This is a genomic window from Bacteroides intestinalis DSM 17393 (assembly GCF_000172175.1).
Taxonomy (GTDB): Bacteria; Bacteroidota; Bacteroidia; order Bacteroidales; family Bacteroidaceae; genus Bacteroides; species Bacteroides intestinalis.
Window position 1 is genome coordinate 1,249,378 of the sequence record NZ_ABJL02000008.1, and the last position, 16,940, is coordinate 1,266,317.

General features: G+C 38.9%; 17 protein-coding genes and 2 pseudogenes. 5 read left to right on the forward strand and 14 right to left on the reverse strand.

Going from position 1 to position 16,940, the window contains the following annotated elements; translation table 11 throughout:
- Window positions 1-10 precede the first annotated feature (10 nt).
- The 11 genes and pseudogenes from BACINT_RS14380 to BACINT_RS14430 form a co-directional block, all read right to left on the reverse strand.
- Complete coding sequence (locus BACINT_RS14380) at window positions 11-922, reverse strand: aldo/keto reductase family protein (protein WP_115501894.1); 912 nt, start codon at window positions 920-922, stop codon at window positions 11-13.
- A 22-nt stretch (window positions 923-944) separates the two neighbouring features.
- Window positions 945-1,667 (reverse strand): SDR family oxidoreductase, encoded by a 723-nt coding sequence (locus BACINT_RS14385; protein WP_007664336.1) that lies wholly within the window; start codon window positions 1,665-1,667, stop codon window positions 945-947.
- Window positions 1,664-2,881, reverse strand: a complete 1,218-nt coding sequence (locus tag BACINT_RS14390; protein ID WP_007664337.1) for an ANL family adenylate-forming protein — start codon at window positions 2,879-2,881, stop codon at window positions 1,664-1,666. The genes BACINT_RS14385 and BACINT_RS14390 overlap by 4 nt, the downstream gene beginning before the upstream one ends.
- Window positions 2,878-3,105, reverse strand: coding sequence for a phosphopantetheine-binding protein (locus tag BACINT_RS14395; protein ID WP_007664343.1), 228 nt, complete (start codon window positions 3,103-3,105; stop codon window positions 2,878-2,880). Before BACINT_RS14395 ends, BACINT_RS14390 begins: the two co-directional genes overlap by 4 nt.
- A 4-nt stretch (window positions 3,106-3,109) precedes the next feature.
- Window positions 3,110-4,153 (reverse strand): 3-oxoacyl-ACP synthase III family protein, encoded by a 1,044-nt coding sequence (locus BACINT_RS14400; RefSeq protein WP_007664344.1) that lies wholly within the window; start codon window positions 4,151-4,153, stop codon window positions 3,110-3,112.
- A gap of 6 nt (window positions 4,154-4,159) precedes the next feature.
- Complete coding sequence (locus BACINT_RS14405) at window positions 4,160-4,906, reverse strand: SDR family NAD(P)-dependent oxidoreductase (RefSeq protein ID WP_007664345.1); 747 nt, start codon at window positions 4,904-4,906, stop codon at window positions 4,160-4,162.
- The gene (locus BACINT_RS14410; protein ID WP_007664346.1) at window positions 4,899-5,135 is read right to left on the reverse strand and encodes an acyl carrier protein; all 237 of its coding nucleotides are present in this window, start codon (window positions 5,133-5,135) and stop codon (window positions 4,899-4,901) included. Before BACINT_RS14410 ends, BACINT_RS14405 begins: the two co-directional genes overlap by 8 nt.
- Window positions 5,136-5,157: 22 nt before the next feature.
- Window positions 5,158-6,951, reverse strand: a complete 1,794-nt coding sequence (locus BACINT_RS14415; protein WP_007664347.1) for a Coenzyme F420 hydrogenase/dehydrogenase, beta subunit C-terminal domain — start codon at window positions 6,949-6,951, stop codon at window positions 5,158-5,160.
- Window positions 6,952-7,234: 283 nt separating this feature from the next.
- Window positions 7,235-7,556, reverse strand: a pseudogene (locus tag BACINT_RS14420) (nucleotidyltransferase domain-containing protein).
- A gap of 58 nt (window positions 7,557-7,614) precedes the next feature.
- A complete protein-coding gene (locus BACINT_RS14425) occupies window positions 7,615-8,094 on the reverse strand; it encodes a UpxZ family transcription anti-terminator antagonist (protein ID WP_007664350.1) in 480 nt (159 codons plus the stop codon).
- Between the two features lie 36 nt (window positions 8,095-8,130).
- Entirely contained in the window at window positions 8,131-8,679 is a 549-nt protein-coding gene (locus tag BACINT_RS14430; RefSeq protein WP_044155058.1) for a UpxY family transcription antiterminator, read from the reverse strand.
- Window positions 8,680-9,323: 644 nt separating this feature from the next.
- On the opposite strand from BACINT_RS14430, the gene BACINT_RS14440 reads away from it, so the two are divergent.
- On the forward strand, window positions 9,324-10,754 hold the full coding sequence (locus BACINT_RS14440) for a hypothetical protein (RefSeq protein ID WP_007664353.1): 1,431 nt from the start codon (window positions 9,324-9,326) through the stop codon (window positions 10,752-10,754).
- Between the two features lie 12 nt (window positions 10,755-10,766).
- Window positions 10,767-11,828, forward strand: a complete 1,062-nt coding sequence (locus BACINT_RS14445) for an endonuclease/exonuclease/phosphatase family protein (protein WP_007664354.1) — start codon at window positions 10,767-10,769, stop codon at window positions 11,826-11,828.
- Here the strand turns inward: BACINT_RS14445 and BACINT_RS14450 are convergent.
- On the reverse strand, window positions 11,825-12,994 hold the full coding sequence (locus BACINT_RS14450) for a mechanosensitive ion channel family protein (protein WP_007664355.1): 1,170 nt from the start codon (window positions 12,992-12,994) through the stop codon (window positions 11,825-11,827). The two genes, BACINT_RS14445 and BACINT_RS14450, sit on opposite strands and share 4 nt — an antisense overlap.
- A gap of 369 nt (window positions 12,995-13,363) precedes the next feature.
- Here BACINT_RS14450 and BACINT_RS24575 point away from each other — a divergent pair, with 369 nt between their 5' ends.
- The 3 genes and pseudogenes from BACINT_RS24575 (at window position 13,364) to BACINT_RS14455 (ending at window position 14,561) form a co-directional block, all read left to right on the forward strand.
- The gene (locus tag BACINT_RS24575; RefSeq protein ID WP_007664356.1) at window positions 13,364-13,612 is read left to right on the forward strand and encodes a hypothetical protein; all 249 of its coding nucleotides are present in this window, start codon (window positions 13,364-13,366) and stop codon (window positions 13,610-13,612) included.
- 134 nt (window positions 13,613-13,746) lie between these two features.
- Window positions 13,747-13,851: pseudogene (locus tag BACINT_RS24785) on the forward strand (LytR/AlgR family response regulator transcription factor); the annotation flags it as partial.
- An 83-nt stretch (window positions 13,852-13,934) separates the two neighbouring features.
- On the forward strand, window positions 13,935-14,561 hold the full coding sequence (locus BACINT_RS14455) for a hypothetical protein (RefSeq protein WP_007664358.1): 627 nt from the start codon (window positions 13,935-13,937) through the stop codon (window positions 14,559-14,561).
- An 8-nt stretch (window positions 14,562-14,569) separates the two neighbouring features.
- Here BACINT_RS14455 and BACINT_RS14460 read toward each other — a convergent pair whose 3' ends face one another.
- Both BACINT_RS14460 and BACINT_RS14465 read right to left on the reverse strand, forming a co-directional pair.
- Window positions 14,570-15,253 (reverse strand): response regulator transcription factor, encoded by a 684-nt coding sequence (locus tag BACINT_RS14460; RefSeq protein WP_007664359.1) that lies wholly within the window; start codon window positions 15,251-15,253, stop codon window positions 14,570-14,572.
- Window position 15,254: 1 nt separating this feature from the next.
- The gene (locus BACINT_RS14465) at window positions 15,255-16,790 is read right to left on the reverse strand and encodes a sensor histidine kinase (protein WP_044155059.1); all 1,536 of its coding nucleotides are present in this window, start codon (window positions 16,788-16,790) and stop codon (window positions 15,255-15,257) included.
- Window positions 16,791-16,940 lie beyond the last annotated feature (150 nt).

Consider the following 16,940-nt stretch of genomic DNA (forward strand, 5'->3'; position numbering starts at 1 on the left):
AAAGTCATATCTAAAGAATCGAAAAGTCACAATTATCCGGATCATATCTCAAACGACTATTGATATTGATAGCATCAATAGCTTTCATTTCATTAGATGTCAATTCAAAATCAAAAATACTCACATTCTCTAATTGTCTACTTTTATTCAAAGATCTTACCAATGGAATTACACCTGTTTGAACATGCCATCTTAAAATAATCTGCACAACGGTTTTATGATATTTTTGAGCTATATTTTTCAATAATGGTAATCGCATCAAACGATCATCGAATCTTGCTATCGCAGTATATGCTTCTACTTGAATTCCCTTGCTCCAACAATAGCCAATAAGATCTTTCTGAGTAAATAAAGGATGAACTTCAAATTGATTAATTGACGGGACGACATCAGCGGCTTTCATAAGCTCTTCTATGTGATGTTTATGACAATTTGCAACGCCTAAACACTTGCAATAACCTTCTTTATACAATTGCACCATTTCCTTCCAGGTATCTATATATAGATCTGTTACAGGCCAATGAAACATCAACATATCTACATAATCTACACCCATACCCTGAAGTTGGGACATGAGGCACGCACGTACTTTTTGCTCACGTTGAGCTTGATTACTGATTCTTGTAGTAATAAATAAATCATTCCGTGATACTCCACTTCTTTTGATAGCTTTACCTATTAGATGTCCATCGCCGTAAGATGATGAATAATCTAACAGACTAAATCCTATCTTAAAAGAATTTGCAACAGCATCCACATAATCATATTCCTGTTTTGGTCGTATTATGAACTTTCGAAACGCCCGTTTAAATAAAGAATTAGAAATACGATCTTGCCTTGGAGAGTAGCCAACAATTCCCGGACCATTACCAATGCAAGGTATTTTAACGCCATTATTCAATTCTATTTTGGGAATATCCATTTTATGTATTTTTATCCTGTTATCATATTGTTCCATTATCAACGTGTACATTCTGCCCTGTTATGCTGCAAGCCTTATCAGAAAGCAAAAACGCCACAGTTTCAGCAACGGATCTCACACTGGTTGCGGTTTTTAAAGATGTACGTTTATAGATTCTATCTTTTTGATCTTCTGTTAAAGATGCACTCATAGCTGTTTCCATAAATCCTGGTACCACTACATTTGAGCGAATCCCCAGTTGCCCCCATTCTCTTGCAGTATCTTTAGAAAAAGCTTCTAATGCACCCTTGCTTGATGCATACATTGCCAGTCCTTTGTATCCGGTGTGGGCACTGATAGATGAAATATGTATAATAGAACCTTTCTTTTTAGATAAAAGCATATTGCGAAGCACGTATTTCGTTATCATCATTGGAGTAAAGACATTCACATTATACATAGCTTTCAGTTTATCTATATTAAGGTTCGTTACTATATCATCATATGCCATGGCTGCATTATTTACATATCCATCCAACTGAATTTTGTTAGTAACATACTCCTTAAATACATTCTTATGAATATTCTCACAATCAGAAAGATCTATACTTTTAAAATATAAGTATCCGGAATATTCCGACTCCAGCTTTTTAAACTCATCTGTATAGCTTCTTGCCACGCCATATACCGTATTTCCTTCTGATAGCAGCACACGGCATATTTCTAAACCTACACCTCGCGAGCATCCCGTTACTAAATAATTCATTGTCTTTTCAATTTTCCTGTTCTTGTTAATGTCATAGCCTCTACAAACCTAAATCTGCGAGGTATTTTAAAGTCCTGCAAATTACTACGTAAGATTTTCTTTATATCTATTTCTGTTAATGCTATATTAGGTTCCAATTGAATATCGGCACATAATATATTGCCCAACACAGAATTTGCTTTACCGTACACTAAAACCTGCTGAATACCATCAATAGATAATAAGACATTCTCTACTTCTCCCGGATTTACTTTATAGCCACCTACGTTGATAAGTTCGTTTTTACGGCTCTTGAATTTAAATAAACCCATTGATTTGTCGATCCATTCTATCAAATCTCCTGAATGATAATAATCACCTTCAAACTTAAAACTATCAGAACGACCTAATAGTGACTTATGAATAAGAAGTTCATCGTCTTCAACTCTAAATTTATCTCTGATAGCTTCCGGTATCTGGAAGCAATCACCTTTTGCCGCAAACAATGACCCAGCTTCTGTTGATGCATAAACGTTATTAATTTTTGCATTTGGAAAAACACAACGCATGGAGTCATAAAGATGCTCATCGGACTTCTCTCCTCCTAAGGTAGCTCGAATTACCGTATCATATTCCTTCTCAAAAGGAAGCAACAGCCTGTAAAAAGTAGGAGTTGCAGAAATATGAGTTATGTGATGATTGGATATACATCTGTAAACCTCATTGCGGCTCCTTCCGAATATATTTACTAATGTATTTTCATTTTCAAATGCTTGGAAGAATACTTGCAATCCCGCCATGTGAGTAGGAGCGTAAGCATAGCCCCATATTTGATTGGCATACCGTTCACCTGTTCTTACTGATCGAGTAAGAGATGAAATAGAATGGAGGACTTTCTTGGGCTGACCTGTTGTACCGGAAGTAAATATTGTTATCTCGGCCGCCGATTTCTTTACCGCATTTATAACCTCTGGAACATCAGAAAAACTTGACGTATTTATAATTCGCGGCTGATTGACTAACGATTCATCTAAGTTTTCAATCTCTGAAGAATTTAAATCAGAGTCCAATAGTACCAATGACTGATTATTAGCCAACGCTTTAACCAGATTTACAAAATACAAAAACACATCGTGAACTTTGTAATATGGATAATAAAAGCCATCCGTCTGTATAGCATCTAACAAATCTTGATAAGTATATACCTTATCATTATCAATCAAAAAAGGTTTCATTCTTTATCAAGTTTCGTATAGATTTCACCAACAGTACTAACTAATCCATCTTCGAATATATCAATATCAAATTCGTCTTCAATATGAACTGTTAATTCTGCCAAATCAAAAGAAGTAAGTCCTAAATCATCTCTCAAACTGCTTTCTTCAGAGATGGATTCCAAAACCGGTAAATCTTTTGACAGTCTGATATCGTTGATAATAGTTAATATTTTTTCTTTCATTTCTCTACTTATTTATTGGTTGATAAAAATGTGTATTTGACAGATTTGCGGCCACGCTACCCCATGATAATCCAACTCCAAAACCACACATAATAACTTTCTTCAAATTATATTCTGCCGGACACAAATCAGAAAAAAGCAATGGAATTGAAGCAGGTCCAGTATTGCCGAAATTACTCACGTTAGTAGGAGCAATATCCGCACTGATCTTGAGCTTCTTACGCACATAGTTTACCATAAAATCATTGGCTTGATGCAAGGCATAAAAGCCGACATCCGCTTTATTCCATTCCATGTATTCAATCAATGTATTGATGTTTTTATGTACCTGTGATATTGCAAAATTGAATATGGCTATTCCATCCATAAACAAATCATTTTTGGTACGTCCATTATGATCTTCATCCCACTCTAACACTGATGTCTCTTCAGAACATGGCAAACGAAATCCACCCGCAGGAACGATGAGTCTATCAGAGCCACTACCATCAGACTGTATGTGAAACCCGATGAGATCACTTCCTTTAGATACTAAAGTGGAAGTACCACAATCTCCAAAAACCATACGAAGTGATTTGTCATTGGGGTTAATCATCCTGGATGTAGTATCACCGGAAAGCACGAGTACATTCTTACATGCTCCGCTACTTACCCATAGGGATGCTTGAAACAGACCATAAATATAACCGGAACAGCCATAATGAATGTCAATACAAACGGTATCTTTAGACAACATCAATTTTTCTTGTAATAATATCGAAGTTGCCGGAAGAATATAATCCGGTGTCTGTGAAACGAACACTAAACCATCAATTTCTTCTCTACCGATGCCCTCTTGTTCAAATAATGCCTCTGCAGCCTTTCGACACATGTCTGCTGACGTCATGTCTTTATTTGCAATTCTGACTCGATTGACACCTGTTGCCTTCATGATTGTATTCACCTCAAATTCACCATAAAGACTGCCAAGGGATAACATTTCCAAACTATTAGAAGGAAGCCATGAATTCACGGCTTTTATTTGAACGTTCTTTAATATCGTCTTCATGATTAATTATTGCAGTGTAAATCCTCCATCAATGACTATACCTGTACCAGTGACAAAAGAAGATGCATCTGATAGCAAATAAATTATGCCATAAGATACTTCGTTTGGATTTCCAAATCTCTTCATCGGATACTTTGAAGCTTCAATTCTCAATTCCTCTTCACCTATCTTTCCTCTATCAAGTATGCTGGTATTTATCATTCCAGGACACACCTCATTGACCCTAATACCCTTAACGGCCAAATCCAAAGCCGCATTTTTCACAAAACCATGAATTGCTCCTTTAGATGTACTATATAGGACATTGCCGCCACCGGCAACACATGTGCCACTTATACTACATGTGAAAACGATGCTTCCGCCACATGAAATTTTCTTTTTTTTCAATATTTTCTGCGTCAAAAGTATTGGTGCTATCGTATTTATACCCAAAACCTTTTCTATATTTTCTCGTTTCACAAATTGCGTAAGTATAGTTTCAGTTAGCCCAGCGTTGTTTACTAATCCGTTTAAGTTAGGCAATTGTTCTACCAATTCATCAATCTGTGCATCATCAGATAAATCCGCCGCAATGTTCTGATGGCCTTCACCCACCAACATCAGAAAGGTTTCTTTTAAACGTTCAGCGTTTCTTCCTGTTATTATGAGTTTCGCACCTAATTTAGAACATTCGATAGCAGTGGAACGCCCTATTCCCGATGACGCTCCTGTGACTAAAATAGTTTTAGACTCTAATGTAAATGGATTATACATTTTTTCTTGTTTTGACAAGTTCAAATAAATCCGCAATTGTTTCTGCACTTCTGATATCTTTTGCTGATATCTCTACTCCATACTCATCATCTATCATACCAATAATCATCAATGCAGCCATAGACGTCCATACGTCCATCTCTTTAAAATATGTTTCACCGTTGATTGTAGAAACATCTAAATTATCAAATTGCTCAACAAACTGAGAAATAAAATCTTTCAATTCCATATTCTTTTCCTTTTATTATTATTTAGTATTTCCAGAGAACATCTTCGTCAACAACTTTCGAAGGATTGCCAGACACCATTGTATTTGGTGGAATATTAGAAGTAACAAATGCTTTGGCTCCCACTATCGCCCCATCTCCTATATTTACTCCTAACATAATGGTACAACCCTCACACAACCAAGCCTTCTCTCCTATTACAACAGGACGGGTATTTTTGTATCCCGTACGGTTTATATAATGGTCTCCATTATTGTCTCTAATCAAAACATTACGTCCCATCATTGTGCCTTTTCCTATTTCTATTTTTTCACCGCAAATGACAGTGGCGCCAATATTACTACCTCCCTCTCCTTTGTATATCAGATGCGCGTCATGAAAGACTTCAATATCTGCACCATACATTATATTTGTATTTGGTCCAAGTTCCAAAACGCCCCCTTTTTCTATCAGCAGTCTTGTCTCTAATTTGGATTTTCGATATCGCTTTGTACCAATATAGGATATGCCTTTCTTTATTATTTTACCACCTTTTTCCAGTTGAATAACAACATGAGATGCAGGTATCAATACATTTCCATGGATTATCTCATTAAATGTATTGTATTTAAAAAATTGATATATGGCTTTTGGAGAATGATTTGTTCCTCGCCACACAGCAAATAGATATTTGATGTATTTTTTTATAATAAACTTCTTACTCTTAGGAGTTGATAATATGTATTTGTCAGCAATCTGAGTAAATGTCATATTATCTAAATCCTTAAAAAATTGTTCTCTATTGACTTTGGGTTTATCTAATGATTTTGTTAGTGCAAGATTGCCCTTTTCAATCGTTTCAAAAGGTACTTGAAAGGAATTTATTCTTATCTTTGCTTTCTCAAAGAATGATGCCCCTTTTTGAGAATTAACCATAACTAAGGATAACCCCAAATTTTTATCCATTGTCTTTTTAACATTTTCTACTCCCCAAAAATCCGCAAGTGTAATATCCGCTATGCGTGGATATCCCTTGAATTTACATTCATAGCAAGAAGGACGACAAAAGACTCCAGTCTGTAAATATCCTTTTGTGTAGTTATTCGAATCTTTAGGCTCGTAATAAGCCTTTCCATTTGCCAAAACTACTTTTTGAGTCAAATTTCTCCATCCATATTCCTTGGATTTGGCCTTGCAATATACAACTGGAGAGCCATACCTTTCTTCAAAAGTATCAAGGTATTTCCGCCAAACTTTAGGCGAGTTTGTACCTCTGCATACAAAATCCACTATAATTAGGTTTTCGTAGTCTTTTCGCAAAAAGGATCTTAATGCAGCCATTTGACATGGAGAACCACAAACTAATACATTTTCTCCTTTTTTTAGCAAACCACGGAGCTGTTTATAAAACCCTGTGAAATTGCTTTGCAAATATTTAGAACTACGCAGTTTTATTAAATCTTTCTTATCGGGTGATATATACTGTCTTACTGAGAAATCTTCATTAAAAATAGCGCCACCAACATATCCCTTATTACGATACATTATATCAGCCAAAGCTGAAAATAATCCACCCGAAGTACTGTCAAATACCACTTCGATGTCCTTATGCTCAGCTACATAGCAAATTGATTGCTTCAAATTATTCTTCTTCAGTGTATCGATATTGATAATTGGACAAACCTTTTCACACAATCCGCAATCAGTGCACTTGCTTTTGTCCACCTCTGGATACCAAAATCCTTCAATATCCGTTTTGAAAGTAATTGCATCATGAGCACACACGTCTCCACAGGCGTTGCAACCGCAGCACATTGCTTTATCCGAAATATCAATCATATGAATGGGAAATATAAAATGAGAATATAAAATTCTGACCAACTCACTCTTCAAGTAAGCCGGCACACATATCAACTGCAATAAAATGATGCAGCGCCAAAAATAAAAAGGATGATTAGAACTGAGTTATCAATCTGTCAAGCTTGACTAACAATTGACGTGTTGGCTCTAACAGAGGAAGTACACCTTCACGTGCAAAATCAAAGAGATCATTATAGTCACCTGTTATGCTTTTTCTTTTCTATAGGCAATAATGCTTGCATGTCTTCCGAACTAAAACTCATTACAATTGTATCCCTTCTTCTTTTACATTATGAAAAAATGGTGTAAAATGATACTTCAACCAGTCTTGCATGGTATATAGTACCGGACTTATACATTTATTTAATGACCATCTCAGCTCAACTATATGGATAAGAAACATTATCGTAATCTTTAGTCTCAATCTTCGGCTTATCCAAAAGAATAAGTATATCCCAATTCGAATCAACACGTGCATCGCCCCGCGCCTGTGAACCATACAAAAAAGCATGTCCACCTGAAGGAAGAACGCTCTGCAACGTATTCTTTATAGAGTGTAAGATATCACTCTTTACCGGATTCATAACAATTAAATACTCATTTTACACAAAGATAGACTTTTATTCTCAGAGAACAATTTTTTTATAATAAATCAACTTCCTCAAAAGGATAAGGATTCTCCTCAATATATTGTAATTCCTCAATTATCTCCACTTGCTCCAAATTCAATCGGGATGTTTCCCAAGTTGAAATTATGGCATGTGCTTCCTCAGCCAATTTTTCTTCATATACTTCACCATAACAATAAGTCAGCAGACGGACTTTCAGAAGCGAAGGCTTTAGGATAGGAAGCACTGCAAAACTACGGTCCAGAACCTTCTGAATATATTCCTGTTTATGGCCATTATCGTACATAGTGGCATTGAAAGCCACTAAAAGCCCCAGACAAAGTTCGGCTTCAGCTTCAGGAGTAGAGCCATGCTTTCCATACGAGTTCAGGGCCGATTCATAAACATCACGATTCAGACGGGTGAAATCATCGACATAAATCGGACGGTCATCCTGCCCCAGAGTGAGAAGACTGTGAGCCAGGGAAAATAAGGATGAAACTTGATCACTCATATATTTAATTATGATTTATGATTTATAACACTGAAATTAGTCGGCTATAGGCTCTACCAGTGAAGAGTGAATAAACGTTGTGGCAACAGCCATAACCCCTTCAATATTCACAACTACACGACGGTCACGACGAATACGAACGAACTCACCCACGGTTCCTTCGAAAACACCGCCTATAACACGTACTTTCTGACCTTTTATCAGTTGAAGTTCGGCTGGTTCCACATAAACAATCGATTCCTCATAGGTACCGGCAACAAGAATGAAGCTGCGCATCTGACTGTCGGGAATGACAATGGGGAGACGCTGTTCGCGATCCATGATATAGCGCATGGGGATATTCATACCGGCTTTATCCTTTAAGGCATCGATACGCTTGCGAGTAGAGCGAATGAAAACAAGATTATGCACGGCAGGAACAAGCCTACGAATGCGACGACCCTTTTTCACAATATAATCGCGACGCATGGGTATGAAATTCTCAATCTTTTCCTCGTCGAGAAAAGCTTTCAAAGCTAACTCACGGCTATAGGTGACACGCACTGCAAACCAGTGAAGATGCGGAGAATGTGAAGTGATGTTCACGTCAGAATATTCTTTGGGGACACCGGAGTAGTGAAATACTTACCGATTAATTTATGTAATGCAGTTATTTTTAAGAACTTATGTTGCATTCATATTATCTCAAAGCGTTTCGCCATCACGGTCAAAAAGCAGTGAAACAGTTATGTGAAAAAGAGATTAACGAAGAGATTAATGGAGCTATAATGTCTTTTAATCGTTCGTTTAATGTGCACTATGTTGAACACAAAGTTCAGATGCCAAAAACTATAAAAAGGAAAAGATATTAAATATATTTATCACCAATAATACAATACTGATAATCAATAACATACTTATAAAAACAGCTTTAAAAGCAAATATTTTTATTAAACATCTTGTTCATCTCAAAAATACCCTTTATCTTTGTGCACATTAAACGAACGTTTTTTATCCACCCCTATTTTACAGAAGCAATTCACTGTTATCCAACGGTTTATTATTAAAACAAAAGCATTCAAAAATCTTCCAAGTTAAGCCAACTTTTGATATTATAAAAATCGCCCACCAATCATATCCATCTATATATTAAGCACTTAGCAATTATTTAATTATTCCTTTAGATTTCATTTTAAATCATATAATAAAAACCCTCCCCCCCCGTTATTTAGTAAAAACCCGATAACGGCATGAGATTAAAAGCCCTGCGCCTCATATATCTATTCCCTATATTCTTCCTGTTGTCCTTCAACGCTTGTGACGACATGGACGATTATTCGTCCGACCCGAAGCATACACTTTGTTTCTCGCAGGATACGCTATGCATGGATACCGTTCTCACTGGTATTCCTACATCCACCCGTCAACTGAAAGTATACAACCCGAATAAGAAAGCATTGTTAATATCTTCCATAGTCCTTGCCGATGCCGGAAAATCCGGTTTTCGCATCAATGTGGATGGCATAAAGGGAAATCAATTCTCCGATATAGAAATTGCAGGCGAAGACAGCTTGTATATTTTTGTAGAAGCGACCCTGCCTCAGCAAGACAATGCCGACATCAGATTCATAAAAGACTCTATTCTTTTTCAACTGAATGGCATCCGGCAAGAAGTAAAATTGCAAGCATACGCACAAGATGCCTTTACTTTCCGGGGAAAAGTAATTGAAAAAGATACCTTGATTACATCCCAACGTCCGATACTGATTTATGACAGTATCAGTGTTGCTCCGGATGCACACTTAACACTTGCAGCAGGCACCCGTTTGTATTTCCACGGCAAGGCAGGAATGCAGGTACACGGACGCCTGTCAATAGAAGGTACCCTTTCCGCTCCGGTTGTTTTCCGGGGAGATCGTACAGACCGGATGTTCCCCTATCTTCCTTATGACCGGTTACCGGGACAATGGGGAGGCTTACGTTTTTACAAAACCAGCTATGAAAATCATCTGGTCTATGCGGATATTCACGGTGGTAGTTTCGGCATTCGTTGCGATTCTTCGATAACAGACCGCAGGAAACTGACATTGGAATCCTCTATCATACGGCAAGTATCGGGCAATGGACTGGAGTTGACGTCGTGTCAGGTAGCGGTAGGAAACAGTGAGATTAGTAATGCGGGAGAAAGCTGCGTCAGTCTGTTAGGGGGAGATTATACATTTACCCACTGTACACTGGCAAATTACTTTAGTTGGAATGTACGGAAAGGGGCGGCATTGCAAGTGCGGAATGAACAGGATGACACTGCATATCCGCTTTCATCGGCTATTTTCCGTAATTGTATTATTGCGGGTTCGGGCACAGACGAAATTAACGGAGGACGCTCTAAAAATGAGAATATAGCTTTCAATTATTACTTCTCACACTGCCTCATCAACTCGATAGAAGAAGAGAATGACAAGATAGTCAATGTTATTTGGGAAAAGGATGATAATTTCATGCTGATGGATAACCGTACACAGGAATACAATTTTAATCTTGGTGAAAAATCCAAAGCCATTAATTGGGGAAGAAAAGAAGATGCAAACACCTACCCAATTGACAGAAATGGACACTCCCGCCTACAGGATGCAGCACCGGATGCAGGATGTTATGAATCTATGATCTTGGCATCATACTAAAAACAACTCTCAATGAACATTAAATTATATATTACTTTTTCATTTCTGTTCGCTCCTTTTTTCTTTCTTTGCGGACAAACGAAAAAGGACACCCTCTCTTTTCGCGTTGTCAGTTATAATGTTGAAAACTTATTCGACTGCCGCCACGATACACTAAAAAATGACTATGAATTCCTACCTGACGCAGTACGCCACTGGAATTATACAAAATATAAAAAGAAGCTGGATAACATAGCCCGCACCATCACAGCCGCAGGCGGTTGGACTCCACCAGCACTTGTTGCCCTCTGTGAAGTGGAAAATGACAGTGTATTACGCGACCTGACTCAGCGCTCGGTTCTTCGGGAAGCTGGATATCGCTATGTGATGACCAACTCACCCGATCAGCGAGGAATCGATGTGGCATTGCTTTACCAACGGGACCGTTTCAAACTGATTTCCTATCAGGGAATCCCCATACCTCATATATCCGGTAAAAAGAAACTTCGCCCTACACGAGATATACTACACGTCTGCGGAATGTTATTAAACCACGATACACTGGATGTTTTTGTAGTTCATCTTCCGTCCCGTTCAGGAGGTGCTAAAGAAAGCGAACCTTACCGTCTGCATGCCGCCCGACAATTGAAAGCTGCGGCAGACAGCATCTACCTCCATCGGTATCATCCGCAAATTCTTATCATGGGAGACTTTAACGATTATCCCGATAATGCATCGGTCAGCAAAATAGTTTCAGCAAAAGCTCCCCTTCAAGACAAAAGTAGTTTGCAACCACAAAGATTCTACCACTTGCTTGCCCGTAAGGCCGCTACACAAAAAGACTTCGGCAGTTATAAATATCAGGGCGAATGGGGATTACTGGATCATATCATTGTCTCCGGCACGCTTCTCCAGCCGGATGCAGACTTTTGCACCAGTGAAAGCAAAGCCGATATCTTTCGTCCTTCTTTCCTATTGACGGATGATAAAAAGTATGGCGGTGTGCAGCCATTCCGCACTTACTACGGAATGAAGTACCAGAACGGTTACAGCGATCACCTGCCTGTATGGGCAGATTTCCGGCTCATTTATTAATCCGAATACTGATACAATTTCAAATCAAACTTCTGTACCATTACCAGCAAATGATCAAATATATCGGACTGAATACGCTCATATTCTTTCCATACCTTGTTCCGGGAAAAGAAATAGACCTGAATAGGAACTCCGTAAGTTGTCATTTCCTTCTGACTGATAATCAAGTCCAGATCCTGATTTACAACAGGTAGGCTACAAAGATAGCGTTCGATGTAAATGCGGTAGAGTTGCGCATTGGTAGGCACCTCCCCTTCCGCCGGCTGATAGTCCGCCATCAAAGGAACTTCCTTGCGAATGGTATCCAACATTTCAGAAGTACAGAACTTCAATGTGGTCATATCCAGATAGATATTCTTGTCCACACGCCGACCGCCACTCTCCTGCATGCCGCGCCAGTTCTGAAAAGAACCGTTCACTAAGGTATAAGGCGGAATGGTAGAAATTGTGTTATCCCAGTTCTGGATCTTCACGGTGTTGAGGGTAATTTCTTTCACAATACCATTGGCAGATCCGTTGGGTAAAGCAATCCAGTCGCCGATACGCAGCATTTCATTGGCAGAGAGTTGCACTCCGGCCACAAACCCCAAAATACTATCTTTAAATACCAACATCAATACTGCTGCCGAAGCACCCAATCCGGCAAAAAGGGTTGCGGGAGATTTATCGATAAGAATAGATATGGCAATGATAGCAGCCACAAAGAACAGTAGTACTTGCAATACCTGGACAAAACCTTTCATCGGGTGATTCTTACTATTGTCTTTTTGATTATGAAAATCCAGAAAAACCAGTAACAGTCCGTTCAGCGCAAAGGCTAATGCAGCTACAATATACACGGCACACACCTTCTGAGCCAAGCCCAACAACTCTACTCCATGCACAAAAGTATGGGGCAACAGGAAATAAATCAGAATGCCCGGCAAGGTATGTATCAGGTGAGGAACGACCTTCCGCTTCATTAATAAGGTATTCCAACGGTGAGGTGAACGATTTGTATAATGCTTCATACCGCCCACTAATATTGCTTGGAATAGATAGTCTAATCCTACAGCTATAGCAATAATCAATATGGCGATGATAGTCTCATCAAATGTATTCGCAAATTTGGGATCTACTCCCCAACCTACAAGGGTTTTATTCATCCACCCTCCTAATGTCGTCATATATTCCTCCGATTTTAGTTGCTTATAAAAGTGATAACAGATAAAGGGGGCAGGTTGTTTAGTGAAACTTTTTCCGGTTTCATCTTTTAGTTTTCCGGCTTCAGTAAAAAAGTTCCGATGGAAGATGCTCCTTTCACCGTCAAACAGACATTGGTACTGACTTTTATACAGCCTACTCTTTTCAGGATTGGGAGTTTTCTCATTCCTGCTGTTGGCTAATTATGCAAATCTTACTCCGCAAGTTACAAATGTAATCCACACACCATGTGCATTCTTTTTTGTCGTTGCCACTTTCAATATATTGGGATATTATACTCTTCGTATCAGTTCATGGATAAACCGCCTATATTCCAACAAATTGCACTGTAAGTGGAAGTTCATAGTGGTATATACATCTGTAATGCTATTGTTTCTACTGTTGATTATGGGTTGTTGTTAGCTGCCAAGTTAATAGGAAGAGCTGATAATCCATTCACTCTCCAGATAGGAGGAATACGTATTTTATTAGTGGTGTGGTTGGTAAAACTTGTTATCTTGGGATTGTTACTAGCCGAAATAGAATATAATCCGGCAAATGCCGTACGCTTCACACGAAATTTTTCGAATGTATATCACTAATCACACGGCTGCGTCCCGACTGGGAGGTTACCGTATTACCCAGAAGTGTGGAAGATGCCATCGCTTGGTTCAAGATACAACCTCATCCGAATATCCTGTTTCTGGATATTAAGTTATCGAGTGCATGCAGCGCCTATTTTAACGGGAAAATAATACTTCACGTGAAACCGCCTCATAAGGATAAGATAACGGTGAGCGAAGAAAAAGTGTCTTCTTTCAAGCTATGGCTGAACCTTTAACAGTAATAACAGCCTTCATTCCAAATAATTATCATATATTTGGAATTCTATTCACAATATGGACTAACTAAAGACTGAAAGATATGACACAAATTAAAGAACTACTTAGAATCGGGCTATTTGTTATTATAGTACTTTGCGGCACTTCAGCGTGTAGTAACGATGATAGTGATGATGATGAACTCGCAAAGGATTACAAATTAAAAGAAGTAGCATGGATTATGCAAGATGATGAAGTCAAAATCATTAAGCAAACGATACCAGGTTTCTTGACTGATAACAACACTGATGAAGAAATGAAAGTAACAGTCAAGCCAACAGCAGATGTAAGACAATCTTCATGCTTCTATACAGATGATGCAAAGTTGTTTCAACTTTTAACCCAGACCCCTAATGAAATTTATGTCCCAGGTGGTTTTACTCTCCTCCCATCAGACCATTTTTCATATATACATAGTGGTCCTAAAACCCTCTTTTCGTTGGAGGAACAATATATTCCTCTTACGGTAGAAATAACTCATGAATCGACTATACCTCCTCATCACAGACTTATTTACAATCACATCATTAGTTTGCGAGAAATAAACGCTACTTACCGTGCCTGCTTCACAGAAATTAATACAGGTAAAGAATTGCAAATCACAGGAAAATGGACAGGCAAATTCTTTATACAAAATGAGGGAGAAACATTGTTAGAAGAAATAAAGTAAACAATAAACTACTTATCTTTCAATACATAGCCTTTCTTCATCAACGATTCTATCTTCACCGAAGAGTCGTTGCGAAGTGCCTTGCGCAAATAAGTAATCTGCACGTTCAGCGCCAGAGAGTTTGCATAAGAGGCACTACTCCAGACTGTATTCAACAACAAGTCACGGTCTACAGATAAATTAAGGTTCTTCGCCAACAAGCGGAGAATCTCTGCCTGACGGGAAGTAATAAGCACTTTATTATTTCCCGTTCGTATTTCATTGGTACTGTAATTGAAGACAGACTGGCCGAAATGATAAGTCTCCTCCTCCACCGTATCGGAAAGCTGTGAAGCGAAACGTTCACGAATACGGGCTATAAGTTCTTCCGGATAAAACGGTTTAGCAAGATAATCATTCGCACGAAGCTGGAAACCTTGCAGACGGTCGGCCTTATCACTACGGTCGGAAAGAAAGAATATGAGTACATGCTTATCCGTCTCGCGGATACGTTCGGCAACTTCAAAGCCATTGTGACCGGGCATATTAATATCAAGTAGCACCAAATCTGGTTTCACAAGAGGAAATTGCTCGATAGCAATGCTTCCGTTCCCCGCATAAGTTACCTCGTAACCTTCTTTTTCAAGAAAGCGCTTCAGCAGCATTGAGTATTTCAAATCATCGTCAGCAAAAAGTATCTTCAAAGGTTTCATCTTATTGAGGTATATTAATTTCTATTGTCGTTCCCTTACCCGCCTGACTATTTAAAGAGATAGTCCCATGGTGTGCCTCTACCAGCAATTTTACATAACTCAGACCCAGACCGATACCCGGCAATGAGCGGTCAGGAAGATTACTGCCCCGGTAGAATTTATCGAATACACGATTCTGTTCGGAAACCGGAATGCCGATACCATCATCAGATACCCGTATCAGCAACTGATGATCTTGCAAAAGACAATCTACAACGACGTGCACAGAAGTACCTGAATACTTCACAGCATTCTCTATCAGATTACTGATGATGTTGGAAACGTGTACCGGATCTGCCGTCACCAAAGTCTCCGTACTGAAATGTGTCTCAATAGAAACATCTTTATCCTCCGGAATATGACAAAGTCGGACAAGCTTTTCCAGACTCGCTTTTATATCGAACGTACGAACAGAAAGTTGTGTATGTTCATCATCGGCACGCGTCATATCACGCAACTTTGAGAGATAGGCCGACAGATTATCCAGTTCGGACATAGAATCATGGATCACTTCGTCCATTGCTTTCTCATCCATTCGCAAAGACTTGTCATTCAGGAAAGCAATACACATTTTCAGAGCCTGTACAGGCCGTTTCAATTCATGTATCATGGTGTTTACAAAGCTTTTTCGCAATTCGTCGATCCGGCGTTGCTTCAGGATGGTTTTTATCTGAAACAGCAAGCAAAGCCCTAATAGGAAAATCAGGCAGATACTGCCGGATAACTGCCACCCCATACGCACAAGTACTGCATGAGGCGAAACCTTCACAGTAACAAGAAGCAACTGATGTTTCAGGGGATTATAGGGATAGCTTACTTCGATGTACGGGTTGAATAAAGTGCCTTGCCGCTTCAGTTCGGCATTCCACTGGTAAGTGGAATCTTCAGAAACGACCAGATGCGTAGTAAACATTTGTTCGTCCAAACGTATGGCAAGCAAGGAATCAAATTGCTGCAATGCAAAAGGTATATCCAACTCTAAACGATAAAGATTAATAATAGAGTTCAAGTTAGGAGCATCTTTATCGGACATATTGATCTTGAATGAATCCTTCACAATAATCCGTTCTTCCGGCAAAAGGGTGTCTAACGCCAATGCCCATTCTCTGCGCTTTGCCTCTCTCTCTTTATCATCCGTACTGGCAGAATCCTGCTGCTCTATTTTGAGGGTTTCTATATTCACCTGTCCCACGCTCTCTAGCTCCCGTCCTTTCAGAACCCCTAAAATTAATTCGTCGATAGTGGTCCGCGCTTCCAAATCAATAGATTTACTCAGTTGATAGAAAAACATATTGCTACTACTAAGCACCTTCTTGGGCTGGGGAGCACGGATAGAGTCATACTGTTGGGTGGTCTGCAAGATGCGATCATAGATATCATTGATCTGTTCATCATTCATGTACTGGTATTGGTTACGTAGCCAGTAAGCCTGTCCGCATGTAATGAGCAGCATCGCTACAATGGAGAATATCCAAACTATCTTAATCCGTCGTTCCATAATTGTTCCTCTTTTTAAGGCCTCTTTCAAAAGGACCTTCATTTGGTACCGGCAAAGGTAGAAGTTAGCTTGCAAATATAAGTACGTGCGAGGCAGATATTATACGCCGCGTAATATTTCAGTAATAACTTTCGCCCTCTTCTGAAGCAA

Coding starts and splice junctions, on each gene's coding strand:
- BACINT_RS14380 (WP_115501894.1), bottom strand. CDS start 922: ATGGATATTCCCAAAATAGAATTGAATAATGGCGTTAAAATACCTTGC.
- BACINT_RS14385 (WP_007664336.1), bottom strand. CDS start 1,667: ATGAATTATTTAGTAACGGGATGCTCGCGAGGTGTAGGTTTAGAAATA.
- BACINT_RS14390 (WP_007664337.1), bottom strand. CDS start 2,881: ATGAAACCTTTTTTGATTGATAATGATAAGGTATATACTTATCAAGAT.
- BACINT_RS14395 (WP_007664343.1), bottom strand. CDS start 3,105: ATGAAAGAAAAAATATTAACTATTATCAACGATATCAGACTGTCAAAA.
- BACINT_RS14400 (WP_007664344.1), bottom strand. CDS start 4,153: ATGAAGACGATATTAAAGAACGTTCAAATAAAAGCCGTGAATTCATGG.
- BACINT_RS14405 (WP_007664345.1), bottom strand. CDS start 4,906: ATGTATAATCCATTTACATTAGAGTCTAAAACTATTTTAGTCACAGGA.
- BACINT_RS14410 (WP_007664346.1), bottom strand. CDS start 5,135: ATGGAATTGAAAGATTTTATTTCTCAGTTTGTTGAGCAATTTGATAAT.
- BACINT_RS14415 (WP_007664347.1), bottom strand. CDS start 6,951: ATGATTGATATTTCGGATAAAGCAATGTGCTGCGGTTGCAACGCCTGT.
- BACINT_RS14425 (WP_007664350.1), bottom strand. CDS start 8,094: ATGAGTGATCAAGTTTCATCCTTATTTTCCCTGGCTCACAGTCTTCTC.
- BACINT_RS14440 (WP_007664353.1), top strand. CDS start 9,324: ATGAGATTAAAAGCCCTGCGCCTCATATATCTATTCCCTATATTCTTC.
- BACINT_RS14445 (WP_007664354.1), top strand. CDS start 10,767: ATGAACATTAAATTATATATTACTTTTTCATTTCTGTTCGCTCCTTTT.
- BACINT_RS14450 (WP_007664355.1), bottom strand. CDS start 12,994: ATGACGACATTAGGAGGGTGGATGAATAAAACCCTTGTAGGTTGGGGA.
- BACINT_RS14455 (WP_007664358.1), top strand. CDS start 13,935: ATGACACAAATTAAAGAACTACTTAGAATCGGGCTATTTGTTATTATA.
- BACINT_RS14460 (WP_007664359.1), bottom strand. CDS start 15,253: ATGAAACCTTTGAAGATACTTTTTGCTGACGATGATTTGAAATACTCA.
- BACINT_RS14465 (WP_044155059.1), bottom strand. CDS start 16,790: ATGGAACGACGGATTAAGATAGTTTGGATATTCTCCATTGTAGCGATG.